This is a genomic window from Kiloniellales bacterium (genome assembly GCA_030066685.1).
GTDB lineage: Bacteria > Pseudomonadota > Alphaproteobacteria > Kiloniellales > JAKSBE01 > JAKSBE01.
This window is the reverse complement of record JASJBF010000037.1, coordinates 33805-57808: the sequence shown is the minus strand read 5'-3', so window position 1 is coordinate 57808 and position 24004 is coordinate 33805. Positions and strand designations below refer to the sequence as shown.

Annotated in this window: 20 protein-coding genes and 20 tRNA genes; 31 read left to right on the top strand and 9 right to left on the bottom strand. The window is 66.0% G+C overall.

Annotated features, from left to right (window positions below):
• Both QNJ30_21205 and QNJ30_21200 read left to right on the top strand, forming a co-directional pair.
• A partial coding sequence (locus QNJ30_21205) for a GFA family protein (protein MDJ0945973.1) occupies window positions 1-243 on the top strand: 243 nt, incomplete at its 5' end.
• Between the two features lie 31 nt (window positions 244-274).
• Window positions 275-2299 carry an ASKHA domain-containing protein gene (locus QNJ30_21200; GenBank protein ID MDJ0945972.1) on the top strand — a complete coding sequence of 675 codons (2025 nt, stop codon included), beginning with the start codon at window positions 275-277 and terminating at the stop codon, window positions 2297-2299.
• A gap of 29 nt (window positions 2300-2328) precedes the next feature.
• Here the strand turns inward: QNJ30_21200 and QNJ30_21195 are convergent, their stop codons facing one another.
• On the bottom strand, window positions 2329-2496 hold the full coding sequence (locus QNJ30_21195; protein MDJ0945971.1) for a hypothetical protein: 168 nt from the start codon (window positions 2494-2496) through the stop codon (window positions 2329-2331).
• Between the two features lie 123 nt (window positions 2497-2619).
• Between QNJ30_21195 and QNJ30_21190 the strand changes: the two genes are divergently transcribed.
• Together QNJ30_21190 and QNJ30_21185 are read left to right on the top strand one after the other, a co-directional pair.
• Window positions 2620-3153, top strand: a complete 534-nt coding sequence (locus QNJ30_21190; protein ID MDJ0945970.1) for a GNAT family N-acetyltransferase — start codon at window positions 2620-2622, stop codon at window positions 3151-3153.
• Between the two features lie 44 nt (window positions 3154-3197).
• Entirely contained in the window at window positions 3198-3758 is a 561-nt protein-coding gene (locus QNJ30_21185; protein MDJ0945969.1) for an HD domain-containing protein, read from the top strand.
• A 283-nt stretch (window positions 3759-4041) separates the two neighbouring features.
• On the opposite strand, the gene QNJ30_21180 is transcribed toward QNJ30_21185, so the two are convergent.
• On the bottom strand, window positions 4042-5052 hold the full coding sequence (locus QNJ30_21180) for a GlxA family transcriptional regulator (GenBank protein MDJ0945968.1): 1011 nt from the start codon (window positions 5050-5052) through the stop codon (window positions 4042-4044).
• Window positions 5053-5286: 234 nt separating this feature from the next.
• On the opposite strand from QNJ30_21180, the gene QNJ30_21175 reads away from it, so the two are divergent.
• Genes QNJ30_21175 through QNJ30_21160 form a run of 4 tightly spaced genes read left to right on the top strand, consistent with a single transcriptional unit; the run spans window position 5287 to window position 10482 of the window.
• Complete coding sequence (locus tag QNJ30_21175; GenBank protein MDJ0945967.1) at window positions 5287-6540, top strand: sarcosine oxidase subunit beta family protein; 1254 nt, start codon at window positions 5287-5289, stop codon at window positions 6538-6540.
• A 13-nt stretch (window positions 6541-6553) separates the two neighbouring features.
• On the top strand, window positions 6554-6847 hold the full coding sequence (locus tag QNJ30_21170; GenBank protein MDJ0945966.1) for a sarcosine oxidase subunit delta: 294 nt from the start codon (window positions 6554-6556) through the stop codon (window positions 6845-6847).
• Between the two features lie 10 nt (window positions 6848-6857).
• On the top strand, window positions 6858-9878 hold the full coding sequence (locus QNJ30_21165; protein ID MDJ0945965.1) for a sarcosine oxidase subunit alpha family protein: 3021 nt from the start codon (window positions 6858-6860) through the stop codon (window positions 9876-9878).
• Window positions 9871-10482, top strand: coding sequence for a sarcosine oxidase subunit gamma family protein (locus QNJ30_21160; protein ID MDJ0945964.1), 612 nt, complete (start codon window positions 9871-9873; stop codon window positions 10480-10482). The genes QNJ30_21165 and QNJ30_21160 overlap by 8 nt, the downstream gene beginning before the upstream one ends.
• A 180-nt stretch (window positions 10483-10662) precedes the next feature.
• Here QNJ30_21160 and QNJ30_21155 read toward each other — a convergent pair whose 3' ends face one another.
• The 3 genes from QNJ30_21155 to QNJ30_21145 all read right to left on the bottom strand — a co-directional run bounded on the left by QNJ30_21155 (window position 10663) and on the right by QNJ30_21145 (window position 14882).
• Complete coding sequence (locus QNJ30_21155; GenBank protein MDJ0945963.1) at window positions 10663-11673, bottom strand: ATP-binding protein; 1011 nt, start codon at window positions 11671-11673, stop codon at window positions 10663-10665.
• A 406-nt stretch (window positions 11674-12079) separates the two neighbouring features.
• Window positions 12080-13903, bottom strand: a complete 1824-nt coding sequence (locus tag QNJ30_21150) for a choice-of-anchor I family protein (protein MDJ0945962.1) — start codon at window positions 13901-13903, stop codon at window positions 12080-12082.
• A gap of 559 nt (window positions 13904-14462) precedes the next feature.
• Entirely contained in the window at window positions 14463-14882 is a 420-nt protein-coding gene (locus QNJ30_21145; GenBank protein ID MDJ0945961.1) for a hypothetical protein, read from the bottom strand.
• Window positions 14883-15011: 129 nt separating this feature from the next.
• Here QNJ30_21145 and QNJ30_21140 point away from each other — a divergent pair, with 129 nt between their 5' ends.
• The gene (locus QNJ30_21140; GenBank protein ID MDJ0945960.1) at window positions 15012-15950 is read left to right on the top strand and encodes a LysR family transcriptional regulator; all 939 of its coding nucleotides are present in this window, start codon (window positions 15012-15014) and stop codon (window positions 15948-15950) included.
• 126 nt (window positions 15951-16076) lie between these two features.
• Here QNJ30_21140 and QNJ30_21135 read toward each other — a convergent pair whose 3' ends face one another.
• Complete coding sequence (locus tag QNJ30_21135) at window positions 16077-16241, bottom strand: hypothetical protein (protein ID MDJ0945959.1); 165 nt, start codon at window positions 16239-16241, stop codon at window positions 16077-16079.
• A gap of 478 nt (window positions 16242-16719) precedes the next feature.
• Here QNJ30_21135 and QNJ30_21130 point away from each other — a divergent pair.
• The 20 genes from QNJ30_21130 to QNJ30_21035 all read left to right on the top strand — a co-directional run bounded on the left by QNJ30_21130 (window position 16720) and on the right by QNJ30_21035 (window position 18782).
• Window positions 16720-16796: transfer RNA gene (locus QNJ30_21130), tRNA-Asn, on the top strand.
• 128 nt (window positions 16797-16924) lie between these two features.
• Window positions 16925-16999, top strand: a tRNA-Ile gene (locus QNJ30_21125).
• 1 nt (window position 17000) lies between these two features.
• Window positions 17001-17078 (top strand) — tRNA-Pro (locus QNJ30_21120).
• 8 nt (window positions 17079-17086) lie between these two features.
• A tRNA-His gene (locus QNJ30_21115) sits at window positions 17087-17160 on the top strand.
• A 6-nt stretch (window positions 17161-17166) separates the two neighbouring features.
• Window positions 17167-17242 (top strand) — tRNA-Gly (locus QNJ30_21110).
• Between the two features lie 2 nt (window positions 17243-17244).
• Window positions 17245-17321, top strand: a tRNA-Glu gene (locus QNJ30_21105).
• Between the two features lie 96 nt (window positions 17322-17417).
• Window positions 17418-17514: transfer RNA gene (locus QNJ30_21100), tRNA-OTHER, on the top strand.
• A 1-nt stretch (window position 17515) separates the two neighbouring features.
• Window positions 17516-17592 (top strand) — tRNA-Glu (locus QNJ30_21095).
• 65 nt (window positions 17593-17657) lie between these two features.
• Window positions 17658-17731: transfer RNA gene (locus tag QNJ30_21090), tRNA-Val, on the top strand.
• Between the two features lies 1 nt (window position 17732).
• Window positions 17733-17807 (top strand) — tRNA-Arg (locus tag QNJ30_21085).
• A gap of 7 nt (window positions 17808-17814) precedes the next feature.
• Window positions 17815-17890: transfer RNA gene (locus QNJ30_21080), tRNA-Arg, on the top strand.
• 7 nt (window positions 17891-17897) lie between these two features.
• A tRNA-Ser gene (locus QNJ30_21075) sits at window positions 17898-17984 on the top strand.
• 21 nt (window positions 17985-18005) lie between these two features.
• Window positions 18006-18080, top strand: a tRNA-Asp gene (locus QNJ30_21070).
• Window positions 18081-18088: 8 nt separating this feature from the next.
• A tRNA-Thr gene (locus QNJ30_21065) sits at window positions 18089-18164 on the top strand.
• 19 nt (window positions 18165-18183) lie between these two features.
• Window positions 18184-18258: transfer RNA gene (locus QNJ30_21060), tRNA-Lys, on the top strand.
• Window position 18259: 1 nt separating this feature from the next.
• Window positions 18260-18335, top strand: a tRNA-Met gene (locus QNJ30_21055).
• 7 nt (window positions 18336-18342) lie between these two features.
• Window positions 18343-18417 (top strand) — tRNA-Lys (locus QNJ30_21050).
• A 14-nt stretch (window positions 18418-18431) separates the two neighbouring features.
• Window positions 18432-18508 (top strand) — tRNA-Leu (locus tag QNJ30_21045).
• A 21-nt stretch (window positions 18509-18529) separates the two neighbouring features.
• Window positions 18530-18620: transfer RNA gene (locus tag QNJ30_21040), tRNA-Ser, on the top strand.
• 84 nt (window positions 18621-18704) lie between these two features.
• A tRNA-Gln gene (locus tag QNJ30_21035) sits at window positions 18705-18782 on the top strand.
• A gap of 63 nt (window positions 18783-18845) precedes the next feature.
• Here QNJ30_21035 and QNJ30_21030 read toward each other — a convergent pair.
• The gene (locus QNJ30_21030; GenBank protein ID MDJ0945958.1) at window positions 18846-19670 is read right to left on the bottom strand and encodes a class II glutamine amidotransferase; all 825 of its coding nucleotides are present in this window, start codon (window positions 19668-19670) and stop codon (window positions 18846-18848) included.
• A gap of 443 nt (window positions 19671-20113) precedes the next feature.
• On the opposite strand from QNJ30_21030, the gene QNJ30_21025 reads away from it, so the two are divergent.
• The gene (locus tag QNJ30_21025; GenBank protein ID MDJ0945957.1) at window positions 20114-20623 is read left to right on the top strand and encodes a GNAT family N-acetyltransferase; all 510 of its coding nucleotides are present in this window, start codon (window positions 20114-20116) and stop codon (window positions 20621-20623) included.
• A gap of 40 nt (window positions 20624-20663) precedes the next feature.
• Here QNJ30_21025 and QNJ30_21020 read toward each other — a convergent pair whose 3' ends face one another.
• Complete coding sequence (locus QNJ30_21020; protein ID MDJ0945956.1) at window positions 20664-21449, bottom strand: hypothetical protein; 786 nt, start codon at window positions 21447-21449, stop codon at window positions 20664-20666.
• Window positions 21450-21829: 380 nt separating this feature from the next.
• Here QNJ30_21020 and QNJ30_21015 point away from each other — a divergent pair, with 380 nt between their 5' ends.
• Entirely contained in the window at window positions 21830-23140 is a 1311-nt protein-coding gene (locus QNJ30_21015) for a hemolysin family protein (GenBank protein ID MDJ0945955.1), read from the top strand.
• 701 nt (window positions 23141-23841) lie between these two features.
• Here the strand turns inward: QNJ30_21015 and QNJ30_21010 are convergent.
• Window positions 23842-23988 carry a hypothetical protein gene (locus QNJ30_21010; GenBank protein ID MDJ0945954.1) on the bottom strand — a complete coding sequence of 49 codons (147 nt, stop codon included), beginning with the start codon at window positions 23986-23988 and terminating at the stop codon, window positions 23842-23844.
• Window positions 23989-24004 lie beyond the last annotated feature (16 nt).

The following is a 24004-nucleotide window of genomic DNA, read 5'->3' as shown; positions in this document are numbered from 1 at the left end:
CTGAGCTGGTACCGCTCCTCGGAGACGGCGCGGCGCGGCTTCTGCCGCAGCTGCGGCGCCAACCTCTTCTGGCAGCGCGACGGCGCGGCCCATGTCTCGATCATGGCCGGCACGCTCGACGACGGAAACGGGCTGGAGACCGCAGCCCACATCTTCGTTGGCGACAAGGGCGACTACTACGAGATCGCCGACGGCCTGCCGCAGCGCCAAGACGGCAACCACGGCCTCTGGCCGGACTCATGATTTCAACCCGCGACCGGCCAGGCAGGCAGGCATGAGCGAGGCGGACAGCCGCGTCGTCTTTACGCCGTCCGGCCGCCGCGGCCGCTTCCCGGCCGGGACCCCCCTGCTCAAGGCGGCCCGCGCGCTCGGCGTCGACATCGATTCCGTCTGCGGCGGCCGCGGCCTCTGCGGCCGCTGCCAGATTGAGGTCGCGGAGGGCGACTTCGCCAAGCACGGCCTTGTCAGCAAGGCCGGGCACCTGACCGCCTTCAACGAGGTCGAGGCGCGCTACGCCGGGAAGCGCGGCCTGCAGCCGGGGCGCCGCCTGTCCTGCCAGGCCTGCCTGGCCGGCGACGCGGTCGTGGACGTGCCGCCGGAAAGCCAGGTCCACAAGCAGGTCGTGCGTAAGCGCGCCGAGGTCCGCGACATCCAGCTCGACCCGGCGATGCGCCTCCACTACGTCGAGGTCGAAGAGCCCGACATGCACCAGCCGACCGGCGACCTGGAGCGTCTGCTCAAGGCCCTGGCCGAGCAGTGGGGCCTGACCGGCCTGGAGGAGTGCGACCTGCACACCCTCCAGCGGCTTCAAAAGGCATTGCGCGAGGGGCACTGGAAGGTCACCGTCGCGGTCCACCGCGGCCAGCGCATCACCGCGATCTGGCCGGGCTTCCACGACCGCGCCTACGGCCTGGCGGTCGACGTCGGCTCGACCACCATCGCCGCCCACCTCTGCAACCTCTCGACCGGCGAGGTCGTCGCCTCGGGCGGGGTGATGAACCCGCAGATCCGTTTTGGCGAGGACCTGATGAGCCGGGTCTCCTACGTCATGATGCACCCGGGCGGCGACGCCGAGCTGACCGCCGCGGTCCGCACGGGCATCAAGCGGCTGATCGCCGAGGTCGCCGCGGAGGCCGGGATCGCGGTCGAGGAGATCCTCAACGCGACCTTCGTCGGCAACCCGATCATGCACCACCTGCTGCTCGGCATCGATCCGACCGAGCTCGGCGGCGCGCCCTTCGCGCTCGCGACAAACAGCGGCATGACCCTCTGGGCCAGCGAGCTCGGCCTGGTCATGAACGAGGACGCGCGGGTCTACATCCTGCCCTGCATCGCCGGGCACGTCGGCGCCGACACCGCCGGGGTGATCCTTTCCGAGAGTCCCCAGCAGCGCGATGAGATCAGCCTGATCGTCGACGTCGGCACCAACGCCGAGATCGTCCTCGGCAACAAGGAGCGCCTGCTGGCCGCCTCCTCGCCGACCGGCCCGGCCTTCGAGGGCGCCCAGATCTCCGGCGGGCAGCGCGCCGCGCCGGGGGCCATCGAGCGGGTCCGCATCGACCCCGAAACCCTGGAGCCGCGCTTCCGAATCATCGGCAGCGAGCTCTGGTCAGACGAGGACGGCTTCGAGGCGGAGACGGCGGCGACCGGGGTCACCGGCATCTGCGGCTCCGGCATCATCGAGGTCCTGGCCGAGATGTACCTGGCCGGGATCCTGACCGGCGACGGCACCATCGACGGCGCCGCCCGGGCGCGCAGCAGCCGGGTCGAGGCCGACGGACGGACCTTCTCCTACCTGCTGCACGCCGGCGAGCCGGAGATCCGCATCACCCAGAACGACGTCCGCGCGATCCAGCTCGCCAAGGCGGCGCTCTACGCCGGCGCGCGCCTGCTGATGGACCGCCTGGGCATCGACCGGGTCGACCGCATCGTCCTGGCCGGCGCCTTCGGCAGCCACATCGACGTCAAGTACGCCATGATCCTGGGCCTGATCCCGGACTGCGACCTTGCGCACGTCTACGCGGCCGGCAACGCCGCCGGCACCGGGGCCCGGATCGCGCTCCTGAACCAGACCGCCCGCGACGAGATCCAGCGCATCGTGCGCGGGGTCGAGAAGGTCGAGACCGCGGTCGAGCCGCAGTTCCAGGCCCACTTCGTCGAGGCCATGGGCATTCCGCATTCCACCGCGGCCTTCCCCAAGCTCGCCGAGGCGGTGAAGCTGCCCGCACCGCGCGCCGCCAAGGCGGTGGCGGCACCGGCCGAGGGCCGCCGCCGGCGCCGTCGGCGCAACGGGGCCTGAAGGGGGACCGGGCACTGCGCGCCGGATCCTCAGTCGTCGTCGTGATGCATTTTCTTGTAGTGGCCGTGGTATGCGCCGCCGTGACCGTGGTGCCCCTGGTCGAAACCGTGGCCGTGGTGGTGGCGGTGGTGACGGAGGTGATGGTAGTGACAGCCCGACAACACCAGGGCTAGGCCGAAGGCTCCGAAGATCGTCACCACACGTTTGCTGCGACTCGTCATCCTGTCGTCTCCCTGAGGCCTGTTGCATACTTCGGCACGTGATGACTTGCGTTACGCAGCCGCCCTCCCCTTCGTCCCCCTGCGAGCAAGGGGCAGGCCGTGACTCGGATTGAGACGGAGCGCCTGTTGCTGGACCCCTACGTCCCGGAGCACCTGGAGGCGGCGGTGACGCTCTACGGCGATCCGGAGGTCACCCGCCACACCAAGCTGGGGTGCCTGGACCGGGTCCAGGCGAAGGAGGTCTTCGCCGGCCACCTGGCCAACTGGGCGCGCGAGGGGCGCGGCCTCTACGCGCTGAGCCTGAAGTCGACCGGCGACTTCGTCGGAGAATGCGGCTTCTTTTCGATGTCGGAGCGGCCCGAGCCCTTCCTGCGCTACGCCCTGCTGCGCCGCTACTGGGGCCGAGGCCTGGCGCGCGAGGCGATCGCGGCGGTCCTCGACCAGGGCTTCGACCGCTTCGCTCTCGGAGCGGTGATGTCGGTGGTGGAGGAGCGCAACGCGGCCTCACACCGGATCATGAGGGCACTCGGCTTTCGGCTCGACCACGATCGGGTCGCCGCCAAGGGCCGGATCTTCGTCTACGCCCTGGCCGCCGGGGACTGGGCCGCAGGCAGGGCCGAACGGAACGAATAAGCCCGGACCGCGACCGGGGCCGGGGGTCCTTCAGGAGGGCAGCCATGGACAGCGTCAGCTTCACCCGCATGGACCAGGGCACGGCCGAGGACTATGCCCTGGTCGACGGCCTGCTCCGCGCCCACACGCGGGCAACCCTCGCCGACAGCGTGCTCGGCATGCTCAAGGCGATGGCGGGGCCGAAGTTCGGCTACCGCATCGACCGCTACCAGCATTCGCTGCAGACCGCGACCCGCGCCCTGCGAGACGGGGCCGACGAGGAGACCGTGGTGGTCGCCCTGCTCCACGACATCGGCGACGTCCTGGCGCCGGAGAATCACAGCCAGCTCGCCGCCGCCGTCCTGCGGCCCTACGTCGGCGAGGCGAACCACTGGCTGGTCCTCCACCACGGCATCTTCCAGGGCTACTACTACTTCCACCACTTCGGCCTGGACCGGGACGCCCGCGAGAGCTTCCGCGGCCATCCCTGCTTCGAGATCACCGCCGCCTTCTGCGAGCGCTGGGACCAGACCTCCTTCGACCCGGACTACGACACCCTGCCCCTGGCGGCCTTCGAGCCCATGGTCCGCCGCCTCTTCGCCCGCGAACCGAAGATGAACTACTGACCGACGCCGATGGGTACCACCAATCCCAAGACCTGACATGAAGCTCCCTCCCCCCTTGTGGGGGAGGGTCGGGGTGGGGGGTGAAGTCGGCTCCATATATATGATTGGGCGGGATCCTTGCGGCCTACCGGCCGCCACCCCCTCCTTGATCCTCCCCCATCAAGGGGGAGGAGGCGTTTGGAGCGGCCCTCCGAGCCTCAATCGCACAGCAACGAGCCCAGCCCGTCCCGGACAGCTGGAGAATGGATCACAGACTGGCGGCCTCGGACCGCGCGCCGGTCGACTAAATCGCAGCCACGACCCGGTTGTTGCCGGCGCCGCTGCCGGCGAGCGGCAGGCCGCGCTCCTTGCGCGGCGTGTGGCCGAAGAAGTCGCGGTAGCACTTGGAGAAGTGGGAGGCTGATACGAAGCCGCAGGCCAGCGCCACGTCGATCACCGACATGTTGGTCTGCAGCAGCAGCAGGCGGGCCCGGTTCAGCCTCAGCTCGAGATAGTAGCGGGCCGGCGAGCGGCTCAGGTACTTGCGGAACAGCCGCTCGAGCTGCCGGGTCGAGAGCCGGGCCGCCCGCGCCAACTCGCCGCGGGACAGGGGCTCCTCCAGGTTCTGCTCCATCATCTCGATCACGGTCAGCAGCTTGGGATGGCGCACGCCCAGGCGCGCCGGCAGCGAGATCCGCTGGTGGTCGTGCTGGTCGCGGATCCGCTCGTGCATGAACTGGTCGGCGACGCTGGCCGCCAGCTCGTGGCCGTGCTGCAGCGAGATCATGTTCAGCATCAAGTCCAGCGGCGCCGTGCCGCCGGCGCAGGTGAAGCGGTTGCGGTCGATCTCGAAGATCTCGGAGCTGACCTCGATGTTGGGAAAGTCCTCGGCGAAGCTCGCCAGGTTCTCCCAGTGGATGGTGCAGCGGAAGCCGTCGAGCAGGCCGGCCCGGGCCAGGATGTGGCTGGCCGTGCAGACGGCGCCGATGTCGCTGCCCTTGCGGTCCATCCGGCGCAGCCAGGACAGGACCGCCTTGTTGTCGAAGCGGTGGACATCGATCCCGGCGCAGACCACGATCACCGGCAGGGCGCTGGCCGCCTCCAGCCCGCCCCGGACCCGGATCTCGATCCCGTTGGAGGCGGTCACCGGCTGACCGTCCGGGGAGAAGAGCTCCCAGGCGTAGAGGTCCCTGCCCGATTGCCGGTTGGCCAAGCGCAGCGGCTCCACCGCCGTCGAAAAGGAGATCATCGAGAACTGCGGAATCAGCAGGAAGCCGATCCGGTGTGGCAGCTCTCGCGGTGGTGCGGCCAGCATGCTTTCCCATTCCCCGCGCCGAAACCCGGCGTCTTTTCTTCGCCTTTTGCGGCCACTCTGGCATAAATCGCCCGGTGTCGCGAAATGAAAAATTGTGGGCGTTGCCCCGCTAGCCGCCGGCCGGCAAAAGGCTCATCCCCAAGCCTTCACAGGTCGTCCCGGCTCCTTGGAAACTATTGAAAACGCGGCGCCCTGTGCCAGGATAGGCGCCGCAGCGCACTGCCGGGGAGATCCATGACGCCGCGCTATTCGATCTTCAGCCTGCTGCGCAACGCGGCCAGCTACCACGAGGACTGGCCGGAGGCCTGGCGCAGCCCGGAGCCCAAGCCGTCCTACGAGGTGGTCATCGTCGGCGGCGGCGGCCACGGCCTGGCGACCGCCTACTACCTGGCCAAGGAGCACGGCATCACCGACGTCGCGGTGATCGAGCGCGGCTGGCTGGGCGGCGGCAACACCGGCCGCAACACCACCATCGTGCGCTCCAACTACCTCTGGGACGAGAGCGCCCGGCTCTACGAGCACGCGCTCAAGCTCTGGGAGGGCCTGTCCCAGGACCTGAACTACAACGTCATGTTCAGCCAGCGCGGGGTGATGAACCTGGCCCACAACCAGCACGACCTGCGCGAGCTGAACCGCCGGGTCAGCGCCAACCGCTTGAACGGCATCGACTCCGAGTTCCTGAGCCCGGCCCAGATCAAGGCCTTCTGCCCGATCATCGACCTGCGCAGCGACGGCCGCTACCCGGTCCTGGGCGCCTCGCTGCAGCGCCGCGGCGGCACCGCCCGCCACGACGCGGTCGCCTGGGGCTATGCCCGGGCCGCCGACGCCCGCGGAATCGACATCATCCAGGAGTGCCCGGTCGAGGGCTTCGACATCTCCAACGGCAAGATCCAGGCGCTGCGCACCGGCAAGGGCCGGATCGAGGCCGCAAAGGTCGGCCTTGTGGTCGCCGGCCATTCCAGCGTGCTGGCCGAGCAGGCCGGCTTCCGCCTGCCGGTGCAGAGCCTGCCGCTCCAGGCCCTGGTCTCCGAGCCGGTCAAGCCGGTGCTCGACACCGTGGTCATGTCCAACGCCGTGCACGCCTACATCTCCCAGTCCGACAAGGGCGAACTGGTGATCGGCGCCGGCGTCGACCACTACGTCGGCTACGGTCAGCGCGGCGGCATCGCGGTGACCGAAGAGACCCTGGCGGCGATCTGCGAGCTCTTCCCCATGTTCCGGCGGATGCGCATGCTGCGCAACTGGGGCGGCATCGTCGACGTCTGCCCCGACGCCAGCCCGATCCTCTCCAAGACTCCGGTCGAGGGTCTCTACATCAACTGCGGCTGGGGCACCGGCGGCTTCAAGGCGACCCCCGGCTCCGGCCACGTCTTCGCCCACACCATCGCCCGCGACGAGCCCCACGCGCTCAACGCGCCCTTCGCGCTGGACCGCTTCCACAGCGGCTTCCTGATCGACGAGCACGGCGCCGCCGCCGTGGCGCACTGAGAGAGACGACGGCATGCTCCTGATCGACTGCCCCTGGTGCGGCCCGCGCGACGAGACCGAGTTCGGTTACGGCGGCGAGGCGCACATCGCCCGGCCCAAGAAGCCGGAGAAGCTCTCCGACGAGGACTGGGGCGACTACGTCTTCATGAGGTCCAACGTCAAGGGCGTGCTGCTCGAGCGCTGGTGCCACAGCCAGGGCTGCCGGCGCTGGTTCAACCTCGCCCGCGACACGGTCACCTACCGGATCCTGGCGGTCTACCGCATGGGCGAGAAGCCGCCCAAGCTCGACAACACGAAATACATCTGAGGCGCCCCGGATGGCACAGGACTTCCGCCTGCCCGAGGGGGGCCGCATCGACCGCGCGAAGCCGGTCAGCTTCCGCTTCGACGGCAGGAGCTACCAGGGCTATCGCGGCGACACCCTGGCCTCGGCGCTGCTCGCCAACGGCGTCCACCTGGTCGGCCGCAGCTTCAAGTACCACCGGCCGCGCGGCATCTTCTCCGCCGGGGTCGAGGAGCCCAACGCCCTGGTCCAGCTCGGCCGCGGCGCGCGCAGCGAGCCTAACATCCGCGCCACCCAGGCCGAGATCTTGGAGGGCCTGGAGGCCCGCTCCCAGAACCGCTGGCCGAACCTGGAGTTCGACGTCGGGGTGGTCAACAACCTGGCTTCGCGGCTGATCCCGGCCGGCTTCTACTACAAGACCTTCATGTGGCCGGCCGGCCTCTGGGAGCGCTACGAGTACGTCATCCGCCGGGCCGCCGGCCTGGGCAAGGCGCCCGAGGGCCGCGACCCGGACCGCTACGACAAGACCCACGCCCACTGCGACGTCCTGGTGGTCGGCGCCGGCCCGGCCGGCCTGGCCGCGGCCCTGGCCGCCGCCCGCGCCGGGGCCCGGGTGGTCCTGGCCGACGAGCAGCCCGAGCCCGGCGGCGCCCTGCTCGGCCTCGCCGAGGAGATCGACGGCAAGCCGGCCCTGGACTGGGTCGCCGCCGCCCTGGCCGAGCTGGAGCAGAACGACGAGGTGCGGATCCTGACCCGGACCACGGTCAGCTCCTTCTACGACCACGGCTACCTGGCGCTCTTCGAGCGGGTCACCGACCACCTTGGCGATCCGCCGGAGGAGCTGCCGCGCCACCGCCTGTGGAAGCTGCGCGCCAAGCAGGTGGTGCTGGCGACCGGCGCCATCGAGCGGCCCCTGGTCTTCGCCGACAACGACCGCCCGGGCATCCTGCTGGCCGGCGCCTGCCGGACCTACGTCCGGCGCTACGGCGTCCGCCCGGGCACGCGCGCCGTGGTCTTCGCCAACAACGACTCCGGCTACGGCGCCGCCCTCGACCTGCGAGCGGCCGGGGTCGAGATCGCCGGCATCGTCGACCTTCGGGCGGAGCCCGAGGGCCCGCTGAGCGAGGCGGCCGAGGCCGCGCGCCTGCCGGTCCTGGCCGGCCAGACCATCGTCGGCACCGAGGGCCGCAACCGCGTCAGCGCGGTCAAGATCGCCACCCTGAACGAGTCCGGCGACGCCGTGCTCGGCGAGGCCGAGCGGCTGGACTGCGACCTGCTGGCCGTCGCCGGCGGCTGGAACCCGACGGTCAATCTCTTCTCCCAGGCCAAGGGCAGCCTGACGTGGGACCCGGACCTGGCCTGCTTCGTCCCCGACGAGGCCCGCCAGGCGGTGCTCTGCGCCGGCGCCTGCAACGGCGCCTTCGGCCTGCAGTCCTGCCTGAAGCAGGGCGCCGAGGCGGGAACAAAGGCCGCCGCTGCGGCCGGCTTCAAGGCCAAGGGCGGCCGGCGCAAGCAGCCCAAGGCGGGCGAACAGGGGCCCCTGCTCGGCCGCTGGATCTGGCGCCTGCCCCCCGACAAGGCCCTGGCCGACAAGCCCCCGGGCCAGGGCGGCAAGGCCTTCGTCGACCTGCAGAACGACGTCACCGCCGCCGACCTCAAGCTGGCCCTGCGCGAGGGCTACCGCTCGATCGAGCACGTCAAGCGCTACACCACCACCGGCATGGGCACCGACCAGGGCAAGACCGGCAACGTCAACGCCATCGGCATCGTCGCCGAGCACTTCGGCGTGCCCGTCCCCTCGGTCGGGGTCACCACCTTCCGGCCGCCCTACACCCCGGTCAGCTTCGGCGCCTACGCTGGGCGCGACCTCGACGACCTGCTCGACCCGGTCCGCAAGACTCCGATCCATCCCTGGCACGAGCAGGCCGGCGCGGTCTTCGAGGACGTCGGCCAGTGGAAACGGCCCTGGTACTACCCGCGCGACGGCGAGGACCTCCACGCCGCGGTCGAGCGCGAGGTCCTGGCCTGCCGCCGCTCGATCGGCATCCTCGACGCCTCGACCCTGGGCAAGATCGACATCCAGGGCCCCGACGCCGCCGAGTTCCTGAACCGGGTCTACACCAACGCCTGGAGCAAGCTGGAGGTCGGCCGCTGCCGCTACGGCCTGATGCTGGGCGAGGACGGCATGGTGATGGACGACGGCGTCACCGCGCGCCTGGGCGAGCACCACTTCCTGATGACCACGACCACCGGCAACGCCGCCCCGGTCCTGGCCCACCTCGAGGAGTGGCTGCAGACCGAGTGGCCGGAGCTCGAGGTCTACCTGACCAGCGTCACCGAGCAGTTCGCCACCCTCTCGCTCTCCGGCCCTAACGCCCAGCGCCTGCTCTCAGGCTTCACCGACCTCGACCTCTCGCCCAACGCCCTGCCCCACATGAGCCTGGCCGAGACCGAGGTCGGCGGCATCCCGGCGCGGATCTTCCGGGTCTCCTTCACCGGCGAGGCCGGCTACGAGATCAACGTCCCGGCGAGCCGCGGCCTCGCCCTCTGGCAGGCGATCATGACCGCCGGCGCGACCTACGACATCACCCCCTTCGGCACCGAGGCCATGCACGTGCTGCGCGCCGAGAAGGGCTACATCATCGTCGGCCAGGAGACCGACGGCTCGATCAACCCGCACGACCTGGGCATGGACTGGATCGTCTCCAAGAAGAAGGACTTCATCGGCAAGCGCTCGCTGACCCGCGCCGACATGGACAAGCCCGACCGCAAGCAGCTGGTCGGCCTCCTGACCGAGGACATCGACGAGGTCCTGCCCGAAGGCGCGCAGCTGGTCGAGCACCCGCAGGCGCAGCCGCCCATGGCCATGATCGGCCACGTCTCCTCCAGCTATCACAGCCCCAACATCGGCCGCTCCATCGCGCTGGCCCTGGTGAAAGGCGGCCGGGCCCGGATCGGCCATACGGTCCACGCCCCGCTGGAGGGCAAGACCCTGGCCTGCAAGGTGACCGAGCCGGTCTTCTTCGATCCGACCGGGGAGCGGCTCCGTGGCTGACCTGATGATCCGCCAGAGCGCCCTGGCGCAGCTCGGCCTCGACGGCCGCGCCCGTCCCGAGCGCGGCGAGGCCGGCGTCGCCCTGGCCGAGAAGCCGTTCCGCGCCATCGTCAACCTGCGCGGCAACCCCGAGGACGCCGCCGTCCTGGCCGCCGTCGAGGGCGCCCTCGGCCTCGCGCTGCCGCTCGCCCCCAACACCACGGCGACCCAGGGCAAGACCACCGCCTTCTGGCTCGGCCCCGACGAATGGTGGATCGTCACCGCCGAGCCCGCGGCCGATCACGCCGCCCGCCTGCGCACCACCCTGGCCGGCCTCCACGCCGCGGTCACCGAGGTCGGCGAGAGCCGGAGCTGCATCGAGGTCTCCGGCCCCCGGGCCCGCGACCTCCTCGCCAAGGCCTGCCCCCTCGACCTCCACCCCCGCGTCTTCGCGCCCGGCGCCTGCGCCCAGAGCCAGCTCGCCAAGACCAGCGGCCTGCTCCACCAGACCTCCGAGGAACCCGCCTACGACCTCTACGTCCTCCGCTCCTTCGCCGAATACCTCTGGCACTGGCTGGAAGACGCGGGGCAGGAGTACGGGGTGGCGGTGGTGAGGCGGGGTTGAATTGATAACACCAGCGAGCTATTAGGAGAGAACGCCGCCGCATGCTTGGCACTCGATCTGCGGGCCGGTTCGCCAGCGTGATAGTTAAACGAACTTAGATCATTGGAGACGCGTTGTCTCGTCCAGCGCTTCTAAGTGGCGAACCCTTGGATTATGACGTTTCTCTTTCTGTCGGGAATTCTAGAACCTCTTTTTCCCAAGATATCCCCAATCCTCAACTGTTCTCATGGCGATCAACTCCATTTCTTTACTGTCAATGCGCAGCTCAACCTCTCTCGCTCTAGTGTGCTCACAGCCTACAGCGGCCTTGATATAAATCTCTGATTTCACCGCATTACCTTCTTTGTCTGATCGGAAATAAACGCCGGAATTCGATTTCTGAAACCGAATCCCCAAGAAGGCCACAGCTCTTAATTCAATTCCTGGATGCAAGATACACTGATTAATAGCATGGTAGCACAAAGTCGATCGGTCCGCAGGTTCAATTCGCTCAAAATTCAGCTTGGCCTTGGAGGATCCTACTGCTCCACCACGTTCTAGAACTAGAAGGTAAGGATGATTTGCCGAAATGTCGCTTTCGTTCGCAACTGTCAAAATAAGCTCGGCCCCATGAACAGCTCCAGAAATGCTCGTCTTCTCAAAAAGGTATCCCATTTTGAGAACCGGCGCCGTCTGAATTCGCAACATATCTCGAACTTGGAAATCGACCATCGGATGCGTCACATCGCCAACACGCAAGAAGTAGGTATTGTGTCCCGGTGCTAGGCTCATATGAGGGCGTTTATCCGACGCTTCGACTCGGATTGCGACAAATCCTGACCCATCATTAGCGGCGGACTCGATTGGCAGAATTTCAATTGACAGGTTTGGCGGCGATAGGTACTCCGGAATCAGCGCACTAAGATTCCTCGCGAATCTATCATAGCTGAAAATTGGTTTGGGGCTTTTTGCAAGCGATTCGTCATCCGAACTCTTTCCGGTTTCGACACCCCAGATTAAGACTCCACCAGTTGCGTTGCTAAAGCCAGACAAAGACCTCCCAAGATTTCTTTTGTCGTCCTTATTCAATATTGGATTACTTACATCACTCTTTTGCTTGAACTCTAAATCCTGGGATTCGGCTTGCTGCAGGGAACAAATCTCGGCAATCGCCTGGCCCCTGCGTTCCTTAAGGTCTTCCCATAGCTGCATCAGATGCTCCACAAATCACGGCTCAGGCTAGCAAGGAATTTCAGGGATAGTACATGCATTCTCAGAATTTAGGGGACAGAATATGCAGTCTCGCAGACGAATCTCGAGGCCAGTAGGTAGCGTCTAGAGTATTTCGCACTTTGTGTTTGGAGCTGGTGGCCTCTTTGGCCAGGCGGTCATCCATTGTTGCTTGAGCAGGTCCGTGTTGAGTGACGGCTCTTGGCTGCACCGTCGCGGTAGCGGGATGAGCGGAGCGTATCCGCTCCGTCCCAGGGTTCAGACGTCGATTGCCTCGGCAATGGCGAAGGCATCGTCGAGCTCGATGGCGAGGGATCTGACCGGGGATGCTCTCGGCCGAGGTCTGGCGGGAGCACCGGACAGGGGTTGAGGCTCGCCGTCAGGTTCCTCACTTGGGGTCGAGTTGGAGCAGGAGGACGCTGTCCGTCTGCTCGTGGGTTGCGACCAGCAAGGCGGCCCCGTTCGGGCTCTGCTCGGCCGGAATGAAACCCAAGGCCTCGGGCTCGAGATCGCCGACCGCGGCGCATTCCGGCGTCTTCACGGTGTCGCGCTGGCAGACGGCGGCCGGATCGACGGTGAAGTCGCGGTTGTTGAGGTAGAAGGCGAAGCGTGGCGCCGTGGGCTCGGTGACATCGTAGGCGATGATCCCGCCGATCCGCTCGAAGCCGACGAAGGCGTACCAGCGATCGCCGACTTTACCGACCGCAAGGGGCTCCGGCTCCGGCCCGCGATCAGGGCTGCGCCCGTCAAAGCGGTTGACGTCGTCGGGCGTGTTGAAGAAGGCCGGAACGGCCTCGGCGGTCCTTTGCTCGAAGTCGTCACCGCTGTCGAAGACAAGCCGGCCGTCGCGGCTCCAGATGGCGAAGGAACGGGTGCCCAGGGTGAAAAGCCGGTCGTAGTCGCCGTCGCCGTCCGGATCGCCCTCGACGCGGGTGATCCGCAGCCGGCCCAGGTTCTCCGGTCGCTGCAGGTCGGCGGCATCCGGGAAGGCGGTGGGATCGAGCGTCAAGCCCGCAACCCGGGCATCCTCGAAGTCGCGGGGGTCGCCCTCGTTCGCGGTCACCACATGGAGCGCACCGCCGGTCGGCAGGACGCCGATACCATCGGGCGAGAAATAGCCCGACACCGGCCAGGGCCGGATGGCGATCTCGCCATCCTGGTCGCTGGCATCGATCCCTTGCCCCGCGACGTTGAAGTCGCGCGTGCCCAAGCCGTGAATGTCGACCACCGTTTCGAGGGTCAGATCGACGGTCGCGAAGGCATTGTTGCGAACGAAACCGATATAGGCCGTCGAACCGTCGGGCGAGATCGCCACCGACTCCGGCTCGAGGTCTTGTGCGACGGTGGATCCGGGCGTGTAGATGCGGACCCCCTCGCTGCGCAGTTGAGCCGCCTGGCCGTCGAACCGCTCGAAACCGATCTGGCGAACATCCGTCGTCACCTGACCGCCCGCGTCGCGATCCACGGTGACGATGCTGATGCTGCCCTTGGGGTCGTCGCCTTCCTCGCCGGTAGCGGTGTTGGCGACCACGAGTTTCCGCCCGTCCGGCGAGAAGGCGATCGCATCCGGATCGATGCCGACCGACACCGGGTCGGCGATGGGGGCGCCGAACTCGTCGAGGAACAGCACGCGCCCGCGTTCGTTTTCCTGCAGGGCCTTGAACGCCACCGCGAGGACGCCGTCGGCGAAGGCAACGCCCTTAATCTCTCCGATAAGCCGCGGTAGCTCTATGTTGCGCGTCGGCTCGTCGAGGCGCTGCACGCGCTCGGCTTCGGCGCGGCGAGAGGGATCGAAGAGCAAGGCTTGCACGAACCGGAGATAGCCAATCCGATTGACCAGCCGGGGGCGGGTCGGATCGCTGATATCGAGCACTTCGATGGACAGGCGCGGCAAGGCGATGACATAGAGCCATCGGCGCTCCGCGTGGTAGGCGGGCGGCGTGCTGGCGGCGCTTTCGCCGAAGAAGCCACCGTCACGACGCCCGATGATCTGCGCCTGCAACCCGCCGTCTGCGCCCTCGAGGTATACCGGCGCAAACTCATCGGAACCCGGGGCGGTGCAGGAGGTCGCCACGAGCGACAATGCCACCGCTCCGACAAGTCGGCCCAGCCAGATTTTTCCGGTCGCTTGGCTCCTGGCAATGCCGGTACGACTTCGCGGGGCCGCATCGGCCTTCGCCCGCAGCAGGATGCGTGCTGCTTCTTTCGCCATCTTTGGTCCTCTCCAAGCTCCACCCTCTCGACGGACCGGCCACCCGCCGCCAGTTGGGCCAGGGCACCTTGTCCAACGTACTCCGGATATACCCCCAAAGTCGTCAGGCAGAAATCAGGTTCTCACACGCCAAGGAGCAAACAACCCAAAAAAAGGCAAACATCGGAAGACGGGACAGGGCGTTTCAATTCCTGGAATGAGGTCCAATGAGCCCGTCGATTGGGTGCGAGGGTGTCAGCGAGGCTCGGCCGAACCTCGGCATGAGCACCGAGGTCTGAAGCAACACGGGTCATGCCAAGCGTGGCAAGATAGGCGCCTGGATGGCAGTGGGTGCAACGGGCGACGGGGTCAGGGTTTGGGCTGCACCCCGTGGCTGAGTCACGGCGTGCAGTCCAGAAACCTAGCCGTTTGGAAATGCGGGAACAGAGTAGCTTTTCCGGACTCCGATACGATCGCGGCCCAGGCTCTCGCCCACTGCCCTGCCTCCACGGAACTCGAAGACCGCAGGCCCTCGCCGGCCGACGCTGGGCCGCAGACAAGCAAACTGCCCCCGAACGCCCTAAAGATCGGCGTCGTTTCCGGGCACGATCCGTCTGACCGGCCCCATCAGGGTCTTCAGCCCGACGCTGTGGTGCTCGATCGCCGTCGGGGTCTTGAAGACGTCCGTGCAATAGGTCTTGCCGTGCTCGACGATGTCGATGCAGTAGCTGGCGGTGTCCGACAGCTTCCAGCTGCCGGAGATCCGGCCGTTCGGCATGCGGGCCGCGAAGCGCCCGTCGTGTCCGTAGTAGAAAGGTGACAGTCCGCCTTTGCCGAAGGGCCCGTCCGGCACGATGTCGACATAGACGGTGTTGCCCTTGAGATAGCCCTCGACCTGCTGTCCGGTCAGCTTTTCCGCAGTCTCCGCGGAGGCCGGCGGGCCGTTGAACAGCATCGTTGCCCCGATCAGTGCGATCAGCGTCGGTTTCGGGTAGGGCATGAGAAGACCTCTCGCTCCGTGTTGATCCTAGCGCCACCGGTCGAGTTGCTCCCGGTGCGGGTTGAAGGTCACACGGATCGGTATATAAACAAAATCCATAGTCTTAATACATAGCATAAATGATCTTGTATGCTTGAACTCCGGCTGCTCAAGGCCCTGGTGACTATCGCGGAGGAGCGCAGCGTCACGCGCGCGGCGCGGCGCCTGCATATCACGCAGCCGGCGATGAGCGCGACGCTGCGCAAGATCCGAGAGGCCTTCGACGATCCCCTCTTCGTTCGCTCCGGCGGCGGCCTGGCGACCACCGAACGGGCCGAGGAGGTCCTCGTCGAGGCCAGGAAGATCATTGCCACGGTGGAGGCGCTCGAGCGCGAGACCGCAGCCTTCGATCCCGCCACCGACGAGCTGGAGCTGCGGATCGAGGCCTCCGATTTCACCCACTCGGTCCTCTTGCCGAGCGTCATGCGCATCTTGGCGGAGGAAGCCCCACGGACGCGGCTGTTCATGCAACCGCTCGCCCTCGACCGGCTGGCGCATTCACTCGATGAAGGGAGCCTGGACTTCGCCATACTGCCGGCGTTTCTGGCCCCGCCAGCCCTGCGCATGCGAAAGCTGTTCGAGGAGGACTTCGTCTGCGTCATGCGACGGGGCCATCCCATGGATAGGGAGCCCTTCACCAAGGAAGCTCTATCGGCCTGCGCGCATTTGCGGGTTACGCCGACCGGGACAGAAGGCAGGAGCCGCGTCGACCGGGCGTTCGAGGCGCAGGATCAAATCCGCGACATTCGCCTGACGGTCACCAGCTACAACGCCGTGCCCGCCGTCGTCGCCGTAACGGACCTGGTCTCGCTCTTCCCGAGAGGGATGGCCTCTCGCCTTGGCGAGGAGTTTTCGGTTCACGAACTGCCCATTCCGCTCGAAGCGATCTCCATGTCGCTGATCTGGCATCCGAGAAAGCAGACCGGGCGCTCGCACCGCTGGGCGCGGGAGCTTCTCGCCAGAGCCGCGATGCAGGCCTACCGGAAGCGGACCGCAGAGGTCACCAGCGCGGCCTTTGGGCGCGGGTGACTCCGCACGACACGGCGATGTCCCCAGGATCTTCGAAAGGGGTCAGCTGCCGCTAGAATTGTGCCCCCCCGGGGGCCGTGAGGGCCGATGAGACCGCACCACGCGGCCGATGCCGTCCGGCTCCGGCTACCGCCAGCTGTTGGGACCGCGGCCGAAGGTGGTGTTGTAGGGGCTCAGGTTACTCTTGCGTTCGGGATCGTTGGAGCAGCCGGCGACAAAGGCCGCGACGGCAGCGGCCAGCACGACGAGCCGAAGGCGCCGTCGTCCGAGAGCGGTTTCCGCAAGCGCCATGGTGCGCTTCCTCCGTGAATCTTGGCCCGGCTGTAGAGCTGGTAACCTGAGCTGAAATTGCAACGGCTCGGGTGTCGAGACCCGGAAGAGGGGAGACCCGGGCTCCGGGCGCCCGCCCACGAGCTTCGGCGCGGCAATCAAAGACTTGGCTGGCAAAGAATTCATATCGCCGAGACCTTTGGGTCCGGCTGGCCGGACAAATTCCCGCAGCAAATCGACTTAGGCCTTGACTATCGAATCGAAAAAGCCTAAATCAACGATCCGAATTTTCGAGGACCAGTGATGAAACAGACCGCGACATATCTCGTGACGCCGCGCCCGGCGGGAAGCCGCTTCCCGGCCGCCGACGCGCGCCATGACTCGCGGCTGCGCGTCCTGTCCGGCGTCGAAAACGCCGCGCGGGGGGACTCCATCGGATAACAGCGAACACCACAGCTGTCTTCTTGGAGCCCCGCCCGAAAGAGCGGGGCTTTTTCGTTCCCCGGGGTCCCGGTGGGTACGGGAGCCGGACTGTTAATCCGGCCGTTCCAGGTTCGAAGCCTGGCCGGGGAGCCAAGACAGGCGTGCCAAAGAGATCCGGGGTGCTCCCGGGAGGGAGCTTAAAGAGGCCTGGTCCCGGCCTCGCCCGTCCGGCGGGGAGAAGACGACGAAAGCCGAGAGGCGGAAAGGAGATACAAAGGCACTGTCGGTTCGTCCAAGCGGTAGGACCTTCGCCCGATCAGCGAATGATCCCGGTTCGAGTCCGGGACCGACGACCAACTGGGTGTAGCTCAGCCTGGCCAGAGCACCTCCCTCGGACGGAGGAAGTCCTTGGTTCAAATCCAAGTGCCCAGACCAACACGACGGTGGCGCTAGTGTCAGTGGCAGCACGTGACCTTGTGGACGTCAAAGCGAGGGTTCGATTCCCCGCGCCACCCCAAACGAAGCGGTGCTGGTGTTCAATGGCAGCATCTCTGACTTCCACCCAGAGGGTATCGGTTCGACTCCGATGCACCGCTCCAATGCGACGGTCCTCTAGCGGCCTAGGAGCCCTGCTTCTCAGGCAGGAGAACGTGGGTTCGAATCCCATCCGTCGCTCCACAACGTAAGAAACCGCGGGCGATATGTTCGAGCCGCCGAGGGGTAAACTTTGACGGAATATGGCCGAACTGTCGGCTAAAGACATGGGTTATCGACGGATTATGTGAGGACTTAACTTGGGCGATGCGCTGGGTCCGCGGGCGATCTTTGCAAGATCGCTGTCGGCAGAGTTCGATTCTCTGATGGTCCACCAGGCGACGGTCGTCTAGCGGCCTAGGACCCCGGATTTTCAATCCGGAGGACGTGGGTTCGAATCCCACCCGTCGCGCCAGTTTCGATGGCCAGTTTCGATGGCCAGTTTCGATGGTTTGAATGAGAAGGAGAACATGGAAGAGCGCTCGGCTGGCTGACGGGGAAGCAAGGTCCTTACACGGCCCGACATGGGAGTTCGAATCTCCCGCCGAGTACCAGTGACCCGAAGCTGAAGGGATCAGCACCGGCCTGCGAAGCCGGCGGCTGCAGGTTCGAGTCCTGCCGGGTCAGCCAGATGCGACGACCGGAAGCTGAAGCGGCACAGTCCCCGGCTTCGAACCGGGAGGTTGTGGGTTCGAGTCCCACCCGGTCGCCCAAAATACCGGATGGGTGGCAGAGCGGTAATGCGCCGGGTTGCTAACCCGTGGCCACCGTAAGGTGACGGAGGTTCGATCCCTCCCCCATCCGCCAAGACGAAGGCCCCTGTGGCGCGCCCTAGTCGTTCAACGGCCAGGATACCGGACTGTCGATTCGGAGATCGGGGTTCGACTCCCCGCTAGGGCGCCAGTGATCGAGCCTCGGTAGTTTAAGCGGGCAGAACGCCGGCTTTGTATCCCGGTGGTGCCGGATCGTGGCCGGCCCGGGGCTCCAAAGGGAGTTGAGATATTGAGGACCCGTGGCCTGACAGGGAAGCGGCGGATTCTTAATCCGCGACATGTGGGTTCGAATCCCACCGGGTCCTCCAGAGCGGTGTAGCTCAGCGGCAGAGCCGTCCCCTCATAAGGGATGGAGTCGGGGGTTCGAGTCCCTCCACCGCGACCAGACATACGGACCCGTGGTTCGATGGGGAGACGGCGGACTTTTAATCCGCAGCATGCAGGTTCGAATCCTGCCGGGTCCTCCAAGAACGCGGGACGGGCCAGCGTGGCGCAATTGGTAGACGCACCCGACTCAGACTCGGGGGGTTGTGGGTTCGACTCCTACCGCTGGCACCAGACCCTTGATGGGGGTACTGGGGAAGGGCAAGCAGATTGGCGACTGCACCGGTCTTGAAAACCGGCGAGCCTTAGACGGCCTTGGGGGTTCGACTCCTCCCCCCTTCCACCAAGCCAGGGTGTCTCTGGTGAAGCGGGTGCTCACGTCCGGCCGAAGCCCGGAAGAACGAGGTTCGAGTCCTCGGGGACACACCAAGGCGGGGTAGCTCAGTTGGCCAGAGCGCCTGACTCTGACTCAGGAGGCCGGGGGGTTCGACTCCCTCACCCGCCGCCACCATCAACGGCTCGCCGAGGGCCCCGAGGCGGCGACCTGGACCGCCCGCGCGCGAGCCTGCCATCAATCGGGCGGCTGCGGCTCGAAGGCCTGCCTTTCGACCTCGTCCCGCTGAACGAGGATCGCCGTCGACTCCGGAATCTCCTCCCATTCGTCCGTCAGGTCCGAGAGCGGCTCGGAGACGACGACGCGGGCGTCGGGCGGGAACCGCTTCAGGTCCGGCTGGATCTCCTGCAGCGCCCGCATGCTCTTGCTGTGGAACAGAGTGCGCGACCGCCGCTCCGTCGAATAGCGGACCGCCAGCAAGCGCTCGCCGTCGCACAGCCCGACGCTGAGCTGGATGGCATGCTCGATTCCGTGCTCTGCGCAGACCCTCTCGACAAGACCCGCCATCCGGGCGAGTCCGGTCAGAGGGTCGGTCTCCAAGCCGAAGGTCAGGGCGAGATAGAACAGGAGCTCCGAATCGGTGGTGCCCAGTATCTTCGGGTACAGCGGCGCCGCGACCGCCAGCGCCAGGTCCCGCCGGACCCTGTCGAAGTCGCGGATCAGGCCGTTGTGGACGAAGAGCCACTTCTCGTGGCGAAAGGGATGGCAGTTGGTCCGCTGGATCGCGGAGCCCGTTGTCGCGCGGACATGGGCGAGGAACAGCGGGGATTCGATGTGCGCCGTCAGGTCCAGAAGGTTGCTGTCGTTCCAGGCGGGCTGAGTGTCCTTGTAGATGCCGGGGGTCTCCCGGCCGCTGTACCAGCCGATCCCGAAGCCGTCACCGTTTGTGGTCGTCGCCCCGGCACGCGCCTCGAGGCTTTGGTCGATGAGAGAATGCTCCGGCTTCGAGATCAGCTCTTCCAGATAGACGGGCGCACCCGCGTAACCCAACCAACGGCACATCTTCGCTCCTCCTCCTGTACCAAGGGGCGTTCATACTGACTCATTTGACCGGGTTTGCTTGCCCGCCGGGTGCGTTGCGCGCCCCGAACGAACCTGGGCCCGATGCGCCGGCATCGCGCCGCGGGCCGCGCCTGCCCGGCGGGCCGCCGCGCGCCATCAAATGGATCATTGTCAACGCCCCTTGGTATTACCCGAGACGCCCGAACGGGATCGCTCCTTGGTCGGGCGATGATCCGTCGGGTCGGAGCGGATCGGGCTCGGGCCCCGGGGTCCCGCCCAACCGAAATCTACTCCAAGAAGTCTCGGCCGCAGGTTCATTGATCGAATGCACCTTTGCCACGCTCGGGCGCCGAGGCGGCATGGGCCGGTGAGGCGCAAATTCCTTCCCAGCCCACCAGAAGCTCTGCTATGGCAGACGGCCTGACCGAGCGGACGCCCATACCATGAAGCCAGAACCCGGCCGCGGCACGACCCCAGCCCCGAGACAGATCCGAAACCGGGACCTCGACTGGGTGCTGGCCCTGAACCGGGCGCAGGAAATCGAGCTCTCGCCGCTCACCCCGCCCCGGCTTGAGGAACTGGTCGCCGCGGCCTTCTACGCCAAGGCGCTGGACCCGCAGGCGGCTTTCCTGCTCGCCTTCGACCAGGACGCCGCCTACGACAGCCCGAACTTCCTCTGGTTCCGGGACCGGATCGCGCGCTTCGTCTACGTCGACCGGATCACGGTCGCGCCGGCGCAGCGTGGCCGGGGCCATGCCCGGGCGCTCTACGACGACCTCTTCCGCCAGGCCTTGGCCCGGGGTCACGACCGCATCGTCTGCGAGGTCAACGCCGACCCGCCCAACCCGGGCTCGGACGCCTTCCACGCCGCGCTCGGCTTCCGCGAGGTCGGCCGGGCCGCGCTCGCCGACCGCGGCAAGTCGGTGCGCTACCTGGAGCTCGGGCTGCCCTGACCGCCCGGTCCCGCGCGCCGGCGGCTTCGGGCTCGGACCGTCACGCCTCGCAGGGCGCGAAGGCTACGCCCTTCGCCTTCTCCGCCGCGAAGGCCCGGTAGAGCGCGTTCGAGACCAGGACGCCGTGCTCCGCGCTCGCCCCGCTGCCGAAGAGCTGCGCCGACTTGAAGAGGAGCGCGTCCGTGTCCTCGGGCGCGGGAAAGAACCCCCGGGTGATCGGCAGGTACTTCTCGCGCCGGCAGAGCGGACAGGTCTCGACCGGCCTGCCGTCCAGGTCAAGCCCGGGGCCGGCGGGAATAACCAGCTGCAGCACGGAGTCCAGCGCCTCTCCGCTCCGATCCAGGACCACCGGGCGGACCCCGATGCCGAGCGGCTCCAGCACCCGGCGCCAGAAACTCGGCTCCACGAAGTACTCGTCGAAGATCCAGTTCAGCTGCAGGATCACCTGGCGTCCCCACTTGGGCGCCGTCTTGAAGCGGAAGGGCGCGGCCTGGCGCTTGCCGATCCCGCAGCCGGCGCAATAGTCCAACAGGTCATAGGTCCGGCTCAGATAGCCGAAGTCCTCCGACGGCTCCGGATAGCCGTGGTGCCAAGTCGGCCCCATGCTGAGGTAGTCCGCCCGGCGCTTCTCGGCCTCGGTGAACCTGGTCTCCGCGAAGTCCGGCAGGCTGTATCGCTCGACCAGGGCCTCGACCTGGGGCCAGCGCGGATCCGCCTCGGCGATCCTGAAGACGCCGAAGCCCGTTTCCAGCTCCACGCCCGCGGCCTGAAACGCCCGGCGCTGAACCTCGTCCGGATTGATCCCGATACGGTGGAAGATCTTCATGCCTGCGGAAGTCTCGCTGCGGCGGATCCCATCGGCGGGTCCCCGGACAGGCAGGCCGCCCAAGCCCCCGATGGCTCGCCGGCCAGACTAGGTCATGGACTCACAAAAGGACAATGCCCGAGAGCCGTCCGATGACGGCCCAGAAGCAGACTTTAACTGCCGAATCCGACGAGGTCCGAGTCTGACCCTTTCGGACTGTCTGCCCTCAGCGCCGGAGACCATCAAGCACCACCGCGTCGATCTGTCTCGCGCTCCGGACGGGCTCCAGACCGATCGACGCTTCCGCCACGCTGCCGAAGGTCTAAACTAGCGCGTGGAACCATTCCGTGGGGGCGGGTCAGACGGCTGGCCCGTGATCGAGAGAGCGGTCGGCTGAATCCATGACAGAGCTCTTCGTATTGCTGGTGCTGTTGATCCTCTCCGGCGTGTTCTCCGGCTCGGAGACGGCCTTGGTGGACCTGTCGATCGGTCGGGTCGAGGGTCTCGTCAAGGAGCGCCGGCGGGGCGCGCGCGCCCTGCATCAGCTGAAGCGAGACCCCTCTCGGATGCTGACGACGATATTGATCGGAAACAACGTCGTGAACATCGCTGCATCGGTCATGGCGACGGTTCTTGCATCGAGATGGTTCGGCAACGCGGGCCCTGGCGTCGCGGTCGGCGTTTTGACCATTATGATTTTGGTCTTCGGCGAAATAACGCCGAAGAGTCTCGCGACTCGGTACTCGGAGCGGATTTCGCTCACCATCGCGCCACCAATGCTCGCCTTCATGCGCTTGATTTATCCGCTCGTCTGGCTGTTCGGCAGGTTCACCACTTGGGTACACGAGCGAACCGGCGCAAAGAGCGACCCTACGATTACCGAGTCAGAGCTGATCAGCATGCTGGGGCACGGGGAGCGGGAGGGCACGATAGACCAGGGCGAGCGCGAAATCATCGAGCGCGTGTTCGAGTTTCATGACCTCAAGGTCCGGGACGTAATGACGCCCCATGGCGACGTTTTCTCGCTCGACGGAAGCAAGACGGTCACCAAAGCGTTGCCTCTCGTGGCAGAAGGCTCCTACACACGCATTCCACTTCACGATGAAAATCGAGACAACCTCTACAAGGTACTCTATCTGCGCGATCTGCTCACCGCGGTGGCCGACGGCCGGGTCAGTGCACGGCTCGACGAGATCGCCCACGACCCCTTGTTTGTCTCCCAATTCCAGGGCATTGACGAGTTGTTCTCGAAACTGCTGCGAAACAGGCGCCACCTTGCCATCGTCGTGGATGAACATGGCGTGATCAGGGGCATCGTGACCCTCGAAGACCTCCTCGAAGAGCTGGTGGGTGAGATCTACGACGAAAGTGACATTGCACAGACCATGGCGACCAGGGTTTCCGAGCACGAGCTAGCCGTCGATGGATCTACAGAGCTACGCGTCGTTGAGGATTACTTCGACCTCGACCTCCCGGGTAAGCCCACCGATACGGTGAGTCTCTGGATCCTGACCCGCACCGACTCGATTCCCGAGAAAGACGCCGTCTTTACTATTGATGGCCTGGAGGTGAAGATTTCCGAGGCATCGCCGCGGCGGATAGACCGGGTGACGATTAGGCGCGTGCGACCCGCCGCCACCGAGGATCCCGAGCCAGAGTTACCAGGCCGCACTAAACGAGATGAGCGGCTGCCAAATCCATCACGGCCCTGAATGCCGTCCGATGGCTCACCACAGAAAGCAATACGACACACGCCGGGCCCGATCTGAACCGTGTCGATTATAGCAAAGTCGTTGTGTTCACTGCCCCATACTAGATCAAGTTATCTGCGCTCAATCGGAATCAATTGAGCGCAGATAACTTGATCTATTTCATCCAGATAGAGCAGCTCATCTGCGTTCGAATGAACGCAGGCTGCTCTAGGTCTCGGCATAGGTAGAGATTCTCCAAGTCCACGGCAATTGAAAGAGATGTCCCCGAGTGATTCGTACGGGCGCACCGTATCGCACTCTCCCAGCCATTGCTCAGTCTCTTCTCAGACTTGGTCGAGGACAATTAAGGCCCAGATATAGACAACGCCGTCACGGTAGCTGCCGTTGAATCGCTCGATGAAGACGTCTTATGCGAGCTTACCGGGTTGAATGAACTCGAGGAGCATAAGAAAAGCAAACTGGCGAATGGGCGTTGAGCCTGGCTATTGGCAAACGGTTTATTGTCGGGTAGGTGGCGGTTTGTGGTTTTGACCCGTAGTTGTCGGGATCGAGGGTGGCCTACGGGTGCAGTGGCAACCTCAGACACACGATGAGCTCGAAATCTGAGCTGGCTATTCGGTGGACGAAGTACATCAACATCTTCCCAAGCTGAGGTTCTCCCCTCAAAGCATTCAGCGGTAAACCAGATCACCACGAAGCAGTCATTTACCCGATCCACCCAACGGACCGTTTCGGGTCACGATGTCGGCCTCAAGTGCTTTGGCAACTTCCGCCCGCGTCTCGATGATCCCACTTGGCGTCGCATTTGGCTTGCGCCGCCAGGGAGCGATGCCGATGGCACGCGCCATCAGGCCATCCAATCAG

What these genes read in the sequence shown, in the direction of transcription:
- QNJ30_21150 (MDJ0945962.1), bottom strand. Translation starts at nt 13,903, where the DNA reads ATGGCGAAAGAAGCAGCACGCATCCTGCTGCGGGCGAAGGCCGATGCG.
- QNJ30_21180 (MDJ0945968.1), bottom strand. Translation starts at nt 5,052, where the DNA reads ATGCTGGCCGCACCACCGCGAGAGCTGCCACACCGGATCGGCTTCCTG.
- QNJ30_21165 (MDJ0945965.1), top strand. Translation starts at nt 6,858, where the DNA reads ATGGCACAGGACTTCCGCCTGCCCGAGGGGGGCCGCATCGACCGCGCG.
- QNJ30_21030 (MDJ0945958.1), bottom strand. Translation starts at nt 19,670, where the DNA reads ATGTGCCGTTGGTTGGGTTACGCGGGTGCGCCCGTCTATCTGGAAGAG.
- QNJ30_21175 (MDJ0945967.1), top strand. Translation starts at nt 5,287, where the DNA reads ATGACGCCGCGCTATTCGATCTTCAGCCTGCTGCGCAACGCGGCCAGC.
- QNJ30_21170 (MDJ0945966.1), top strand. Translation starts at nt 6,554, where the DNA reads ATGCTCCTGATCGACTGCCCCTGGTGCGGCCCGCGCGACGAGACCGAG.
- QNJ30_21200 (MDJ0945972.1), top strand. Translation starts at nt 275, where the DNA reads ATGAGCGAGGCGGACAGCCGCGTCGTCTTTACGCCGTCCGGCCGCCGC.
- QNJ30_21140 (MDJ0945960.1), top strand. Translation starts at nt 15,012, where the DNA reads ATGCTTGAACTCCGGCTGCTCAAGGCCCTGGTGACTATCGCGGAGGAG.
- QNJ30_21145 (MDJ0945961.1), bottom strand. Translation starts at nt 14,882, where the DNA reads ATGCCCTACCCGAAACCGACGCTGATCGCACTGATCGGGGCAACGATG.
- QNJ30_21025 (MDJ0945957.1), top strand. Translation starts at nt 20,114, where the DNA reads ATGAAGCCAGAACCCGGCCGCGGCACGACCCCAGCCCCGAGACAGATC.
- QNJ30_21015 (MDJ0945955.1), top strand. Translation starts at nt 21,830, where the DNA reads ATGACAGAGCTCTTCGTATTGCTGGTGCTGTTGATCCTCTCCGGCGTG.
- QNJ30_21020 (MDJ0945956.1), bottom strand. Translation starts at nt 21,449, where the DNA reads ATGAAGATCTTCCACCGTATCGGGATCAATCCGGACGAGGTTCAGCGC.
- QNJ30_21010 (MDJ0945954.1), bottom strand. Translation starts at nt 23,988, where the DNA reads ATGGCGCGTGCCATCGGCATCGCTCCCTGGCGGCGCAAGCCAAATGCG.
- QNJ30_21155 (MDJ0945963.1), bottom strand. Translation starts at nt 11,673, where the DNA reads ATGCAGCTATGGGAAGACCTTAAGGAACGCAGGGGCCAGGCGATTGCC.
- QNJ30_21135 (MDJ0945959.1), bottom strand. Translation starts at nt 16,241, where the DNA reads ATGGCGCTTGCGGAAACCGCTCTCGGACGACGGCGCCTTCGGCTCGTC.
- QNJ30_21185 (MDJ0945969.1), top strand. Translation starts at nt 3,198, where the DNA reads ATGGACAGCGTCAGCTTCACCCGCATGGACCAGGGCACGGCCGAGGAC.